The organism is Paenibacillus sp. FW507-14B1B (assembly GCF_058781425.1).
In genome coordinates, this window is record NZ_JBYSWS010000005.1 from 53,114 (window position 1) to 67,241 (window position 14,128).

The 14,128-nt window shown below is 44.4% G+C and carries 14 protein-coding genes, 1 tRNA gene and 1 other annotated feature (1 of these 16 only partly in view); of the genes, 4 read left to right on the plus strand and 11 right to left on the minus strand.

Translation table 11 applies throughout. The features are described 5' to 3' along the window. Positions 1 to 68: a binding site (T-box leader), on the plus strand; it begins 152 nt to the left of the window's first position. Between the two features lie 40 nt (positions 69 to 108). Next, positions 109 to 1,974 carry an arginine--tRNA ligase gene (locus tag AC3WJJ_RS21450; RefSeq protein ID WP_492543670.1) on the plus strand — a complete coding sequence of 622 codons (1,866 nt, stop codon included), beginning with the start codon at positions 109 to 111 and terminating at the stop codon, positions 1,972 to 1,974. Positions 1,975 to 2,039: 65 nt separating this feature from the next. On the opposite strand, the gene AC3WJJ_RS21455 is transcribed toward AC3WJJ_RS21450, so the two are convergent. Both AC3WJJ_RS21455 and AC3WJJ_RS21460 read right to left on the minus strand, forming a co-directional pair. Further along, the gene (locus AC3WJJ_RS21455) at positions 2,040 to 2,486 is read right to left on the minus strand and encodes a hypothetical protein (protein ID WP_492543671.1); all 447 of its coding nucleotides are present in this window, start codon (positions 2,484 to 2,486) and stop codon (positions 2,040 to 2,042) included. A 148-nt stretch (positions 2,487 to 2,634) separates the two neighbouring features. Then, positions 2,635 to 2,708, minus strand: a tRNA-Arg gene (locus AC3WJJ_RS21460). 152 nt (positions 2,709 to 2,860) lie between these two features. On the opposite strand from AC3WJJ_RS21460, the gene AC3WJJ_RS21465 reads away from it, so the two are divergent. Then, positions 2,861 to 3,154, plus strand: coding sequence for a magnetosome magnetite crystal formation protein family (locus AC3WJJ_RS21465; RefSeq protein WP_492543672.1), 294 nt, complete (start codon positions 2,861 to 2,863; stop codon positions 3,152 to 3,154). Positions 3,155 to 3,213: 59 nt separating this feature from the next. Here AC3WJJ_RS21465 and AC3WJJ_RS21470 read toward each other — a convergent pair whose 3' ends face one another. From AC3WJJ_RS21470 to AC3WJJ_RS21480, 3 genes are all read right to left on the minus strand, one after another. Next, the gene (locus tag AC3WJJ_RS21470; protein ID WP_492543673.1) at positions 3,214 to 4,689 is read right to left on the minus strand and encodes a copper amine oxidase N-terminal domain-containing protein; all 1,476 of its coding nucleotides are present in this window, start codon (positions 4,687 to 4,689) and stop codon (positions 3,214 to 3,216) included. Between the two features lie 310 nt (positions 4,690 to 4,999). After that, positions 5,000 to 5,350, minus strand: coding sequence for a hypothetical protein (locus AC3WJJ_RS21475; RefSeq protein ID WP_492543674.1), 351 nt, complete (start codon positions 5,348 to 5,350; stop codon positions 5,000 to 5,002). Positions 5,351 to 5,364: 14 nt separating this feature from the next. Continuing rightward, complete coding sequence (locus tag AC3WJJ_RS21480) at positions 5,365 to 5,688, minus strand: hypothetical protein (protein WP_492543675.1); 324 nt, start codon at positions 5,686 to 5,688, stop codon at positions 5,365 to 5,367. Between the two features lie 218 nt (positions 5,689 to 5,906). Between AC3WJJ_RS21480 and asnB the strand changes: the two genes are divergently transcribed. Beyond that, positions 5,907 to 7,694: an asparagine synthase (glutamine-hydrolyzing) gene (gene asnB, locus AC3WJJ_RS21485; protein WP_492544037.1), complete on the plus strand. Its 1,788-nt coding sequence runs from the start codon at positions 5,907 to 5,909 to the stop codon at positions 7,692 to 7,694. 119 nt (positions 7,695 to 7,813) lie between these two features. Here asnB and AC3WJJ_RS21490 read toward each other — a convergent pair whose 3' ends face one another. The 4 genes from AC3WJJ_RS21490 to AC3WJJ_RS21505 all read right to left on the minus strand — a co-directional run bounded on the left by AC3WJJ_RS21490 (position 7,814) and on the right by AC3WJJ_RS21505 (position 10,949). Beyond that, a complete protein-coding gene (locus AC3WJJ_RS21490; RefSeq protein ID WP_492543676.1) occupies positions 7,814 to 8,188 on the minus strand; it encodes a VOC family protein in 375 nt (124 codons plus the stop codon). 219 nt (positions 8,189 to 8,407) lie between these two features. After that, a complete protein-coding gene (locus AC3WJJ_RS21495) occupies positions 8,408 to 9,037 on the minus strand; it encodes an XTP/dITP diphosphatase (protein ID WP_492543677.1) in 630 nt (209 codons plus the stop codon). Between the two features lie 3 nt (positions 9,038 to 9,040). Then, positions 9,041 to 9,799: a ribonuclease PH gene (gene rph, locus AC3WJJ_RS21500; RefSeq protein ID WP_422660128.1), complete on the minus strand. Its 759-nt coding sequence runs from the start codon at positions 9,797 to 9,799 to the stop codon at positions 9,041 to 9,043. 94 nt (positions 9,800 to 9,893) lie between these two features. Continuing rightward, positions 9,894 to 10,949, minus strand: coding sequence for a GerMN domain-containing protein (locus AC3WJJ_RS21505; RefSeq protein ID WP_422660127.1), 1,056 nt, complete (start codon positions 10,947 to 10,949; stop codon positions 9,894 to 9,896). A gap of 163 nt (positions 10,950 to 11,112) precedes the next feature. Here AC3WJJ_RS21505 and AC3WJJ_RS21510 point away from each other — a divergent pair, with 163 nt between their 5' ends. Further along, positions 11,113 to 11,670 carry a phosphatidylglycerophosphatase A family protein gene (locus tag AC3WJJ_RS21510; protein WP_422661393.1) on the plus strand — a complete coding sequence of 186 codons (558 nt, stop codon included), beginning with the start codon at positions 11,113 to 11,115 and terminating at the stop codon, positions 11,668 to 11,670. Positions 11,671 to 11,736: 66 nt separating this feature from the next. On the opposite strand, the gene AC3WJJ_RS21515 is transcribed toward AC3WJJ_RS21510, so the two are convergent. Then, a complete protein-coding gene (locus AC3WJJ_RS21515) occupies positions 11,737 to 12,798 on the minus strand; it encodes a LacI family DNA-binding transcriptional regulator (protein ID WP_492543678.1) in 1,062 nt (353 codons plus the stop codon). Positions 12,799 to 12,919: 121 nt separating this feature from the next. Further along, positions 12,920 to 14,044 carry a serine hydrolase domain-containing protein gene (locus AC3WJJ_RS21520; RefSeq protein ID WP_492543679.1) on the minus strand — a complete coding sequence of 375 codons (1,125 nt, stop codon included), beginning with the start codon at positions 14,042 to 14,044 and terminating at the stop codon, positions 12,920 to 12,922. Positions 14,045 to 14,128: the final 84 nt, after the last annotated feature.

A 14,128-nucleotide genomic window follows, 5' to 3' on the forward strand; every position in this document is an offset into this window, starting at 1 on the left:
ATCAAGTGGTTAGACCTGCCGGTTTAACAACGAGAGTGGTACCGCGAGCAATAGTCCTCGTCTCTTATGAGATGGGGGCTTTTTTTATTTTCTAAGGGGGTATGTAAAATGTTAAGTCAGTTCATTATTACAGGGATCGAAAAATCTGTCCAACAGGTCGTCTCATGCATGGAGGAAGTCAAGCTACCTGATACATTTCAAGTGAAAATCGAACAACCCGTAAATATGGAGCATGGAGATTACTCAACGAACATTGCTATGCAACTTGCTAAACCCTTACGTAAGGCACCCATACAAATCGCAGAGCAAATCAAGACTGAACTTGAGCGAGATGAAGCTTTCAGTATGTTGATTCACCGTATTGAAGTTGTGCCGCCAGGCTTCATTAACTTTCACATCCACTGGCCCAGCTGGGCACATATGAAGTTTGAACTGCCACCTTTGTCTAAGAACAAGGTTGTAATTGAACATACTTCGATCAACCCTAACAAGTCTGCCCATATTGGGCACTTAAGAAATTCTTGCATCGGAGATACCCTCGTTCGTCTCATGAGAAAAATCGGATACAAGGTAGAAGTTCACAATTACATTGATGATCTAGGCAATCAACTGGCAGATACGGTTGTGGGCATTCAAAACATAACATTATCAAAAGATCATCTTCGTTTCGGAGATTACTGCTGGGATATTTACGCAGCCATCAATAAGGCTTATCAAAATGATCCGGAACTCGTTAAACAAAGAACCGAAGTACTCCATGCACTAGAGGAAGGAAACCAAAACCTTTCATGGATTGGGCTACTTGTAGCAGAGCGAATCGTCAGAGAACACATCGAAGAGATGAAGCAATTCGGAATCGAATATGACCTACTGGTCTGGGAAAGCAGTATCGTTAGAGAAGGGTTCTGGGATACGGCTTTCGAGTTACTTAAGCAAACATCATTATTCCATCAAGAAACTGAGGGAAAGCTCGCTGGTTGCTGGGTTCTGAAACAGTCGACGAACGAGCCAAGTGACGACCATGAGGCTGAGCACAGCATCGATAAAGTGCTTGTTCGTTCAAATGGCATTTTGACCTATACAGCAAAAGATATTGCATATCATTTGTGGAAATACGGTCTGCTACAAAATGATTTTGTATATAAAAAGTTCACTGAGGATGTATGGACAACTGTATCTCACGGTGAGCACCAATCATTCGGTCAAGCCGATACCGTCATCAACGTCATTGATTATAGACAGCAATACCCCCAAATGATGGTCAAGCAAGCGTTAGAGGGACTTGGATTCACCAAGGAAGCAGAAAAACTTCGTCATGTCAGCTATGGAGTTGTGTCGTTAAGTCCTTCAGCTGCATCTGAGCTTGGAATCGATACCTCTGATGGAAAATCTTCTTATGCTATGTCCGGTCGTCAAGGAATTGGCATCAAGGTTACAGAACTGATCCAACGGATGGAAGATGTCATCGAAGATTCGCGTTCCGACAAGAATGGTCTGTCCAGTCGAGAAATCGCCATCGCCTCCATCCGTTACTATCTGCTGCGTTTCGCTTTACAAACAGAGGTCGTATTTGATCTGAAGCAAGCTACAGAAATATCCGGTAATACAGGTGTCTATCTACTTTACTCTTATGCTCGTGCCCTCAGCGTCCTAAACAAGGCTCAAGACAAAGGTGTGATGCCTCTAGTCCCAGAACAATTCCCAAATCTTGAAAAAGCAGAGCACGCTCTACTTAGACATATTAGCACTTGGCACGATTCACTGTATGCTGCGAGCAAAGAGCTCACACCAAGCTCACTATGTAATTATGCATATGAACTGGCTTCGCTCTTTAATAACTTCTATGCCGCATGCCCAATCCTTAAGTCCGAAGGAGATGTACTCCATTTACGCGTATGGCTGACATCGATCTATAAAGATACGCTAGGTGAAGCTCTAGAGGTTCTTGGTTTGCCAACCCCGAGCAGAATGTAATAGAAATAACAATCCCCCGCTTTCTTGTACATGAGAAACGGGGGATTGTTTATCTTTCTTCTATATTAGTGCTGCAGTCCGCGCAAAGTCAGTTTCAAGTTATAGCCGTGTGCATTCGGCGTGATTTCCGCAATGGTCCAGTTAACTGCTAGACTCTGTTTTAGCTTCGCTACCTGTTCTTCCTGCAGATGGAGATTCTCAATAATCCCTTCGCCTACCGAAAAATCGGATTCTGAGCTTAATTGGAATGTTTCTTCAAGCCATATTTTCAAACCATTCTTCGTATTAAATGTAATTCGATACCCTGTAGCGGCGGCCTTCTCTAATTCTTCACCATGCTCCTCTGCATAACTAAACAGCTCGGCATAATCGAAATGGCCGTTCTGGGCCAATTCGAATGACTCAATCTTACCTGAACGGATCGCATTCAAAAGTTCTTCACCTTGGAGGCCGCAGTTGCGTGCATGTTCCAATAAAATAGCTGTACGTTGCGAAATCTTCGTTTCTGACATTTTGTTCTCTCCTCTATGTATGATCATTGCAAATCAGCTATATAGTACTGCTCCAGTATAAGACTTTTTCACAAAATTTGCATAGAGCATGGGTTCTCACCTTCTGGAATACGCAAAAAAGCCGCCATAATGGCGACTTTTCTTAGGACGTCCCAGAAGGGATTCGAACCCCTGACCGACGGCTTAGAAGGCCGTTGCTCTATCCAGCTGAGCTACTGGGACAAAAACTATGTAAAACAGTAACGAAATATATTATATCGCATCTTTGGGAATTTTTAAAGAAGAATTTTGTTTGGAACATTTAACATATGAATCAGTATGTCCCTTACAGGGTAATATGTATGATAAATACAGGATTCGAAAGGGGCCTCTTTATGCGGCAATTACTCTCGTCATTATCGTATTTCAGTATCTTTTTCGCACCATTCATTCTACCGATTGTTGTATGGCTCATCTCGACTGACGACTATGTAAAAAAACATGCTAAAAGAGCGTTGTTCTCGCATGTGTTCCCTGTGATCGCTGCGGTCATATTAATTATTATGGCCATTGGTGCTGGCTCATTCGGTGCCGTTCTGGGGTATGTAATCCTCTTTGGAATCATATACTTTGGAGCTTTTATATACAATGTGATTCAAGGTATACAAGTGCTTCGAGAATACGCTTAACGCCCCAAAATCCACGAGTTAGAAAAAAGGATCAGGCCTAGAAGGCCTGATCCTTTCGCTTATTTGGTTGTAATCAACACCATCTGCTCATTCTTATCCCATTTGACCTCGCAACCAAGTGCAGCCGCGACAAAACGTAGTGGAACCATCGTTGTTCCTTGTACCGAGCGTGGTGCGGAGTCCAGCGCTACTGCCTTCCCATTCACCGTCGCCTGCTTCGAGCCCATCTTCAGCTTAATGTTCGTCGTTCCTTTGCTCGAAGTAACGGTCTGCGATTTCTGATCCCACTTGACAGAAGCCTGAAGAGATTCGAAAATCGGACGCATCGGTACCAGCACACTACCGTTTACCATCATTGGCGCTTGAGCGTAGGACTGAAGTTGACCGTTGATTTTAATACGGATCGGCACGGCCCCAATTTCTTTTCCCGCTTCATCATAATATTTCAGCTTTACACTACTAACACGGCTATCATTATAGTCCATACGCAGTGTTGTTGTTTCATTAGCTAACATAAACATCGAATCCGTATCTGATCCCAGGGAACGTCCCTTGGAATCGTAAGCTGTAGACTTCACTGTAATTCGCTGACTCTTCGTTCCATTCTCTACACCAATGGTAACCACCAACTTGTTGTTAATACGTGTCTTTCCTTCAGCAATAATTTTAGGTGTCTGGCTCGTTCCTGTTAAGAAGACTTTTACACCAGAGACCGCTTTTCCTGATTCAAGCTCTGCTTCGAAATTACCAATTTCCTTAGCGGTTAAATAACCCGTTGTCGTGTTGACCTCAAGCACTTTTCCACTTGAATTACTACCCACTACAATAACACCAACTCGGCCACCTTCATTACGATTTTGAATAGATCCGGTAATGACCAGCTTGCCATTCTCTACACGACTTCCCGTCTGGAGAAGTTTCACCGCATCCTCAGTAGAATCAATAACCATTGCTTTCACGCTTTTAATCTGGTTAACTGCTTTCAACTGAATATTATATGTAGCTACCTCACTACCCATTAAATAACTACTTCCTGAATTCACTTCAACCGCTTTTCCGTTAGCATCATAACCTACGACAAGCATCCCCACTCGGCGCCCCTCACTAGCATTCAGCACAGCACCAGATACCTCAATGCTTCCTTTCTCTGTACGTGTACCGTACTCAAGAAGTACGGCTTGGTTACCTGAGGATTCTGCTGGAAGCACCTTTACCTCCTTAACTTTACTTCCACTTACCAAATCCACTTCAAAAGTTTCAATCTCATTGCTCATGAGATAAGTTGAGTCTCCAATCACTTCTATGACTTTACCTTTCTCATCGTAACCAACGACGATAAAGCCCGCTGTCGTCCCTCTGCCTCCGTTACGAACATCAAAGCTAACCTTCATCTTTCCATTGACCAGTTCCTGTGATGAATCCACCACAGAAATACCCGTAGTCTCCTCAGCCTGTGCAGATGGCTGGATGGTCCCAAATACCATACTCAAAGCCAGCATACCTGCCATGATTGTTTGAATCAGACGCTTTTTCAATCTTATCTCTCCTCATGAAGTATTAGTGAATATTGCCACACTAACCCAACATTATAGGGATACCTGATAAACAATCATATAGAGGACAAGCCTCATTTCCAAAATATTCATGATTAGGAATAAAACCGATTCCAACCTCCTATGTATTCTTCATAAAAGTCCCACTCAATTCAGCCTATAACTTGTATTCGAAATTGCGAATACACGTAAAACTTCGATTTCATTTGACAAAAACCAACAAAACAAAGAGACCTCGCCTATTAAAGCTGGTCTCTTAGAAATGTCCTTGCAAATTCAATAAATGGAGCAACTAATTATTAAATCTTCCATTCAACTGCTGGCTCAAATTGCCAATAGATAAAAGTTGCTGTTTAAATTGCTCTCGTTCCTCTTCCGCAGTGGCTATGGCACTGTTCTCAAAAGCGACATCGGTAGCATCCTCATAGGCGCTGTGCATACTATTATCGAACCAATCGTGCGTAAGGGATGCGTCACTGCGGACAACCTTCACTAATTCATAGCCTCCAAGCCGTGCAGATGGTGCCAGATATGCCAAAACTACAGTATCTGATTCGGAAGTTGGATAAACCTCCACCTCAGCACAAGGTGTGCCATTCACATTCGTCATACGCCGAATTTTAGCATCTTTAATCGAGTACATATTCGCCTCTCCTTTCATTGATCCGCAAAATGAGAAAGTAACCGAAACTGCTGCATTTGGGCCTTTGTTTCTGGCGTTCCTAATCGATAAATCGTCATATATACTCGATCCAATGAATCTTGGAACATTGCATTTGTGCTCTGCTCAGGTGTATCAGGCCAAGGAAAAACATATCCCGGAAAAGCCTCTTCCTCCTTCTCCTGCATTAAACCGAGCTCCATTCGCACTTGGTTGGCTTCCTCAGGAGTAGCTTCAATCTCCCACTCATAAGCACTTGCCCCTTGTTCGTTCATAACTGAGCGGCTCTGAACGGAGACGTAATATTTCGACTTGTCCATGTCGCCCTCACCCCTTCACATTGAATTCGTTCTCCCTCATAGTTTTCGTTAAAGGACAGACATTTTATGCCCTACTTCGGCATATATCTGTATCACTTTGGCGATTTAGATCAAAAAAGAAGGACAGCGTATGACAAAGACAATAGAGAGGATGAACCGTCATGTGCGGAATAACCGGATTTATACAATGGAGCGGCGACTTAACCCAGGACTCTCAGTTGCTGGTTAGAATGACTGAAAGCATTGCCCACCGCGGTCCTGACGGCTCAGGAACTTGGATATCCAATCCTTGTGCATTTGGACACCGACGGCTCAGTGTTATTGATCCGGAGAACGGTGCTCAGCCTATGATTATTCATCAGGAAGAGGACGTATACGCCATTGTATATAATGGAGAGTTATATAATGCTGCGGAATTGAAAGACGAATTGATCCAAAGGGGACATCGTTTCAAAACGAAATGTGACACCGAGGTTCTCCTCGTCTCCTATATCGAATGGGGACCGGATTGTCTGGAACGCCTGAATGGAATATTTGCCTTTGCCATTTGGGATAGCGTAAAAGAACAAGTATTTCTTGCTAGGGACAGAGTTGGGGTTAAGCCTCTGTTCTACAGTTACATCGACGGTACACTCATCTTTGGATCAGAACCTAAGGCACTGCTTCAGCACCCAAAAGTCGAACCCGTCGTTGGTCCGGAAGGCTTGGCGGAAGTGTTCATTGTTGGCCCTGCACGAACACCTGGCCATGGTGTGTACAAAGATATATTTGAACTTAAACCTGGTCATGCCATGATATTTAGTCGGGGAGGACTCCGTAATTATACGTATTGGAAGCTCACAAGCAGACCGCATGAGGATAATGTAGAACAAACAGCAGCACATCTGCGTGAACTGCTATTTGATACGGTTCAAAGACAGCTCGTATCCGATGTTCCTGTGTGCTCTCTTCTATCCGGTGGTCTTGATTCCAGCGCCCTCTCTGCCATAGCTGTTGACTACTACAAACAATCGGGCCAAGGACAAATTCATACGTACTCTGTCGATTATGTAGATAACGATAGGCACTTTAAATCTCATTCCTTCCAGCCCGGAGCAGATGCCCCATGGATTAAGCGGATGCATGAAGAGCTTGGAACGGCACATCACTGGATTGAGTTCGATACCCCTGAGCTGGTTGAGGCGCTTGAATTATCCACCCAAAAACGAGATCTTCCAGGTATGGCCGATGTCGACGCTTCCTTGCTCCTGTTTTGCCAGGAGATCAAAAAAGGAGCCACGGTAGCTATTTCTGGTGAAGCCGCGGATGAAATATTCGGCGGATATCCTTGGTTTCACAGAGAGGATATGCTGAACTCAGGAACGTTCCCTTGGTCTGTGGCTCCAGATATGCGTGCAGGGCTGCTCTCTCCAGAAATCCGGGAATGGATTTCCCCCCTCGAGTATTTGGGAGACCGGTACAGCGATGCCGTGGCAGAGGTCCCGATCCTTAAGGAGGAAACAGGCCAGCAAGCTAAAATGAGAATCATGTCCTACTTAAATATTACTCGCTTCATGCCAACATTACTTGATCGGAAAGACCGGATGAGTATGGGTGTCGGACTGGAGGTGCGTGTACCTTATACGGATCATCGTCTGATCGATTATGTGTGGAACATCCCATGGAGTATTAAAACAGCAGGAGATCGAGAAAAGGGAATTCTGCGGAAATCACTTGAGGGAGTTCTTCCGGATGATGTACTCTATCGCAAAAAGAGCCCTTATCCCAAAACCCACAATCCTAACTACTTGGCGGCTGTAAAACAGCAGGTTCTTTCCATTCTAGATGACCCTGCTTCCCCACTACTACCCCTGATAGATACCACAAGAATTCGTGAGCTTGCCTCTTCTCCTGATGCATCATCAAATTTACCTTGGTTCGGTCAGTTGATGTCAGGCCCTCAGCTGTTCGCCTATTTAGCCCAGGTGAATTACTGGCTGAAGGAGTACAATGTAGCTATTAGGTAAGAAGGTCATGCTCCCCCTATGGCTCAAGACTTACAAATTGTTGTCTACAATAAAAAATGACGTCCCCATCGAAATTGACGGGTACGTCATTTTTTCTATTCTATAACAGAAACATTCATCTATATGTATTCCATAAATTCCAAGCGATTACCAAATGGATCATTCAAGTAAAACCGCAGGACTCTTTCATCCTTTCTCGCATCATCATCAATGACCTCTACGTTATGGATTAACAAATAGTCTCTGAGTTCATTTAATTGACGAACAAGAAAAGCTGGATGTGCTTTGGTAGCTGGAGTGAAGTCCTTCTGAACTCCTATGTGCACTTGATGTGCTCCGCACTGAAACCATACACCTCCACGTTGTTTTAACATATCTGGTTTGTCGATTTCCTTCCAGCCTAAAAGTCCTGTAAAAAAATATCGTGCTTCCGCCTCACAGCCTTCAGGTGCGGCTAACTGAACATGGTCAATCCCAGAAAATGAATAACTCATTTAAAAACCTCCCATTTCAATTTCACACAATGAAACTACGTTTCATAATAATTTTACCAAGGAGAACCCAACTAGACCATCCTTATTTTTAATTTTTCCGGTAAGAAAATAAAAAAACAGAATCCTTCCTCTCATCGTGATTCGATGAAGGAAAGATCCTGCTTCTCCTATGTACGGAAAACGGGCGGGACCCGATCCGTTGCTATCACTTGGGTACGATTAATCCTCTGAGCGAAGTTTATCAGCCAGTTGACGAAGTGCTTCTCCGCGGTGACTGATCGCTTGCTTCTCCTCAATTGTTAGCTCTGCCATGGTTTTCTCGAATTTTGGAAGATAGAAAAGAGGATCATAACCAAAGCCTTTACTTCCTGATGGCTGGGAAGTAATCCATCCATCTACGGTTCCTCTGGTCTCAATATGCTGCCCTGTTGCCGGATCATAAAGAACAAGCACGCAGACGAACTGTGCAGGACTGAGCAGTGGCTGCTCTGTATCTTCACCAAGTCGAAGCTTCTCAAGCTCAGCCAAAAGCTTCAAGTTGTTATCTTGATCTGCACCATGCTCACCTGCATACCGAGCAGAATACACACCAGGCGCCCCATCTAATGCCTCCACACAAAGACCTGAATCATCGCCAAGAACAGGCAAACCAATAGCATCTCCAATGGTCTTGGCTTTTTTTAGGGCATTCTCAGAAAAGGTCTCCCCATCTTCCACAACATCAGGAAGATTAGGGTAATCAAACATACTTACGACCTTTTTACCAAAAGGTGCGAAGGCATGGGAGAATTCCATAACTTTGCCTTTATTACGAGTTGCAACAATGATGATATCTCCTTGAAGCTCCATACGTTACGCCCCGCTTCTCGTGCTGACTGTGCCGATCTTTGCTGCAATAGGTCCAAGCACTTCTTGTTGACGAAGGATCAGCTCACGAATTCCTTTTTCACCAAGCTCTAAAATTTCATTGAGCTCATCACGGGAAAACGGGCTATCCTCTCCTGTTCCTTGAACCTCAACAAATTTCCCACTGCCTGTCATTACTAAATTCATATCCACTTTGGCCTTGGAATCCTCTTCATAATTCAAATCCAGAAGGGCCTGCCCACCAGCTACTCCAACACTTGTGGATGCCAGGTAGTCCGTAATGGGGAATACAGCTAGCTTATGTTGTTCTGCAATTTTATTCACTGCAATTGCCAGTGCCACAAAGGCACCTGTTATAGAGGTGGTCCGGGTACCGCCGTCCGCTTGAATGACATCACAATCCAGCGTAATCGTGCGCTCACCCAGCGCATGCAGATTCACAACAGACCTGAGCGCTCTACCAATCAGCCGCTGAATTTCCATCGTCCGGCCGCTGAGTTTACCTCGGTTCGCTTCCCGCTGATTACGGGATTGTGTCGCCCGTGGTAGCATGGAATATTCCGCTGTCACCCAGCCCTTTCCTTGTCCTTTCAGAAATGGAGGTACTTTCTCATCCACGGTAGCTGTAATCAGCACCTTGGTCTCTCCCATTTCGATGTACACGGAGCCTTCCGCATATTTATTCACATGGGTCGATAAATTCATCGGGCGAAGCTCGTCGCTCTTACGTCCGTTAGATCTCATGTTTTCTGCCTCCTACTTCTTATCGCGTCCTAATTAGCAACCCCTATTCTACCAAAGTGCCAACATAAAAGCACCCTCGCGCGAATCCCAGATCTTATATAGGAATCTCATTAATATACTCTGGACGACTAACCGGTTCACTATAATTTCGTCCGTCATCTCCCTTAACTTCAGCCAAATCGTTCATATGAATTTTCACCTTGGCATTGTTCGAATTCTCCGCAACCGTAAGCACAACGGCTTGCAGCATCTCGGATGGGATCTGATCCCCCTGTTCGAACATATCTTCATTTAATGAAACGGTAAGGGATCCATCTTCGTTCTTATTAATCTCTGCGACAGACGTTTCACTCGTCATAACTTGCTCCAGACCGTCACCATACTGCGGGCCGCGAATTAGCTCATTGAGCGCTGCGGTCACAGTATCCTGACCGGAAGCTACAAGACGCGTTACTGGAACGTAATACTGGATGCCCGAAGGAGATAAGCCAGAGAAATAGACCGTTACTGGGGAAGACTGTGAATACTGCGTATCCTCAGCTTTTTGGAGATTGATTCCCATCGTACGAGATAACGGCCGATCTAGCGGGGTATGATTAACAGGCATTTCATTTAATTTTGCACCATCCACCCACAATTGGATCTTGTCAATCCCTTCGTTTCCAGTCAACGTCCAGGTAAGAGCTTCTAAGATTTTGCGTTCATCCTGAACGTTATATTCACCAAAGGATTTATTAAACTCTACTACAGCAAGCTTATTTTCCTTATCAACCGTGACATTTTTGACCTCTGTTCCCGTAGGTAACACGCCTCGGAAGCCAACAGGAATGTAGCCTGAGTAGGAACCACCTTGGATCATTACTTCCAGAGTACTTTTAAGGGGGTCTTTTCCTTCTTCTTTGGGAATACCAAGAGTAACGGGTGCGAGCATTCCATGCTGATCAGACAAATAGACGGTGGTCTGTACACCGACCTGGCCTTGTAACGACTGATTGAGTGCCGAGTTCATCATCTGGGTCTCCGCTTGAGCTGGTGGCGGATCAATGGCCTCCGATTCCTTCCCACCGAATGGCCCGCAGCCGGACAACATCAACGGAACAGCGAGAAGTCCGGCGGCTGAAAGTCCGCGAATCGTACGTTTACGTGTCATGTATTGTTCCTCCCTACTTTTTGTACAGGTTGTACTCTTATGTATACGAGCCCTTTTCCAAAACATGCCCCTTCTTTTTAGGTTTCTGGACAAAGTAATCATAGAAAAAGTACAATTTGGATGTATGGCTTCATTACAACCACTAAGAAAACGAGGTGAGATCATGGCCGACACACAGATACCTTATAGCTTAAATAGCAAGAAAGTCGCTGAGGCGACGAGAAGGTTACTACATGAACGTGGAGTGACGACGACTGAGATCGCTGAGCTTGTTATGGTGCTACAGAAGAAATACTACCCAGGCCTAACGATGGAAGAGTGCGTCAAAAACGTCGAGGCGGTGCTCAGTAAGCGAGAAGTTCAGAACGCCGTAATAACAGGCATCCAGCTGGATATGTTGGCGGAAGAGGGGAAGCTCCTATCTCCGCTTCAGGATATGTTAGCCCATGACGAGGGCTTGTATGGTGTGGATGAAATTCTGGCGTTCTCCATTGTCAACGTATATGGCAGCATTGGATTTACGAACTATGGATATGTTGATAAATTAAAACCTGGCGTACTAGAACGGTTGAACGACAAATCAAGCGGAGTAATCAATACTTTTCTTGATGACATTGTTGGAGCTGTCGCAGCGGCAGCAAGCAGCCGAATTGCTCATCGTAAACAAGCAGAGCGAGAAATTGAAACGACAGGTACAACCGAAGCCGATAACAACCTATAAAACCAAACAAACGGGGCCCTCATATAGAGGACCCCGTTATCTTTAAGCTTATTATACGCGAGCCTATTAGGCCCTATTTCCTTTCAAGGAGGACACAGAATCACGATGTATAATAGATGCAGGCATATATACCGTTTCCTTAGGGAAATCACGATGCTTTATACTGTGGAGCATTAGCTGAACCGCTCGGCGACCCATCATTTCCTTCTCCACATTCACCGTAGTCAATCCCGGATCTGTGTGATATGCGTCTTCGATATTATCAAACCCTGTGACGGAAATGTCATCTGGTACTTTAAGCTTTAGATCAGCTAAAGCCTTCATTGCACTGATGGCAAGTGAATCATTCGCACATATCAGTGCAGTAGGCAGTCCATTGTTATCCATACACTCCTGTATAATAGAACGAATCTCATCTGTATATTCAGCTTGGTCTTCTCCGTTCAGATGACATAGTGGATCCTGCCGATTTACCGTCAGTCCATGCTCTTCCATGGCATCTTTGTAGCCATTCCACCTGCTCATAAAGCTCTGCGAGAAAGACATATTGCCTACAAACCGAATATTTTGATGATCCATAGATAGTAAATGTTGGCTCAATTGATACACACACTCACGATTGTTAGCAAACAATCGAATGGCTTCAATCAGTGGATTGCCTGAGTCGACAAGCACGATCGGGACCCGAAGTCTGCTAATCTCCTCGATCACTTGAGCCGAAATCTCACCCACTCCAATGAAACCTTGAATCGTGTCTTGATTCACAATGGATAAGAAACTATCCGCTGTCTGATCCGTTACAACGACTCCCCTCATATCAAGTGATTCGAGCTCCTCTGTTATCCCGCTAATGATACGCCCCCAATAGAGTGATTCTTTATATTGATAGCGGATATCTGGAAGAAGTACAACAATGGTCTGTACGACCTCTGTTGACTCCTCTGTCTCTTCCTCATTTACTTTTGCTGTACGTGGATTGAACCGATACCCCATCTTGATGGCCGCCTGACGGACTCGCTCTCTGGTTGCCGCATTCACCCCCTCCTTACCGGACAGAGATTTGGAGACGACATATTTCGAAACCCCAACCGCTTCGGCGATATGTTGCATCGTAACTTTATGACTCATGCTTGACTTCACCCGTTCATAGCTAATTAGTTATTTAAAAGTTATTATAACATTTCTGCCTTTCTTTGAGCCATTCCACAAAAAAGGACCGTTACCACGTTGGTAACAGCCTTATAACTTTTTATCTTGCCTGGAGTAACAAATCCAGCATCTCATATGCTATCTTTTGCGAAGGTGTTTCATCATGGTTGGATACAACGATTACCGCTGTTCCATGTGATGGAACCATGCATACATACGCACTAACACCCGTATATCCACCGCCATGCTCTAGGATAAGGAGATTCTCTTTCCGATTCGTTCCCCAGCCTAAAGCATATCCTTCCCCTTCTTCTTCAAAATCCCATACCGTTTCGAACATCTCATGAAGTGCGTAGCTAGATAAGAAGGGATGCTCGTTCATATAAGAAGACAAATAGCTTCCCAAATCATGAGCAGTAGAATATATAAATCCCATAGGAGCGCCTAACTGGTTCACAAGAAAGGGGATTTCGTATGCCATCATCGAAGAATCTGGTCTGGTTGCATCACGAAAAACATTATCGTTACTCGTGTAATACATTGCATGGTCTTCCGCTTGTTGTACCTTATGGGCGTACAATGTAGTTCTGTTTAACCCTAGCCCTCTAAACCACGTACTCTCCATAAATTCGTCCCACGAGCTACCGCTAACCTGCTCAAACAGATCAGCTGCAACAATATAGGCGTCCGTGCAATAACTCCAATTAGAACCTGGCGTATCTGATAAGGCTACGGAACGAATATATCTCGTAACATCCTCCCGTGTGCGGATCCCTCCAATAATGGAATCCGTTACTCCACATTGTTCTTTCATCTTCTCAAAGTCTCTCAAATTAAATGCAATTGGACTTACCAAGTCACCAATACCGAGGTCTCCGGCAAAACCTGCAGTATGTGATAATAGGTGCCTCACTGTAATTCGTTTACTCACTTCTTCATCGGTTGTTTGAAAATAAGGCAGATAGTGGACTATGGGCATATCAAGTTCAAGCAATCCTTCATCAACAAGCTTTAGCAGGGATGCTGCCGTAAAACTTTTGGATATGCTCATAATGCTTACCATTGTATTCGGTGTAAAAGGCTTCTCATCCGCGCCAAGACGCGCTTTTCCAAAGCCCTTACTGTACACAACTTTATTATCTTTAATCGCTACTACAGCTCCGCCAACGGGAAAATCCAGAGCATTTATATTAAAATCTAACTGTGTGTCCTGAGATTTTATCATCATTTCATTCTCCTCATTCGTTCGTCATACATTACCATTCTAGAAGGAGGATATGAATCCTTTATTACTAAAGTAAGACATAAT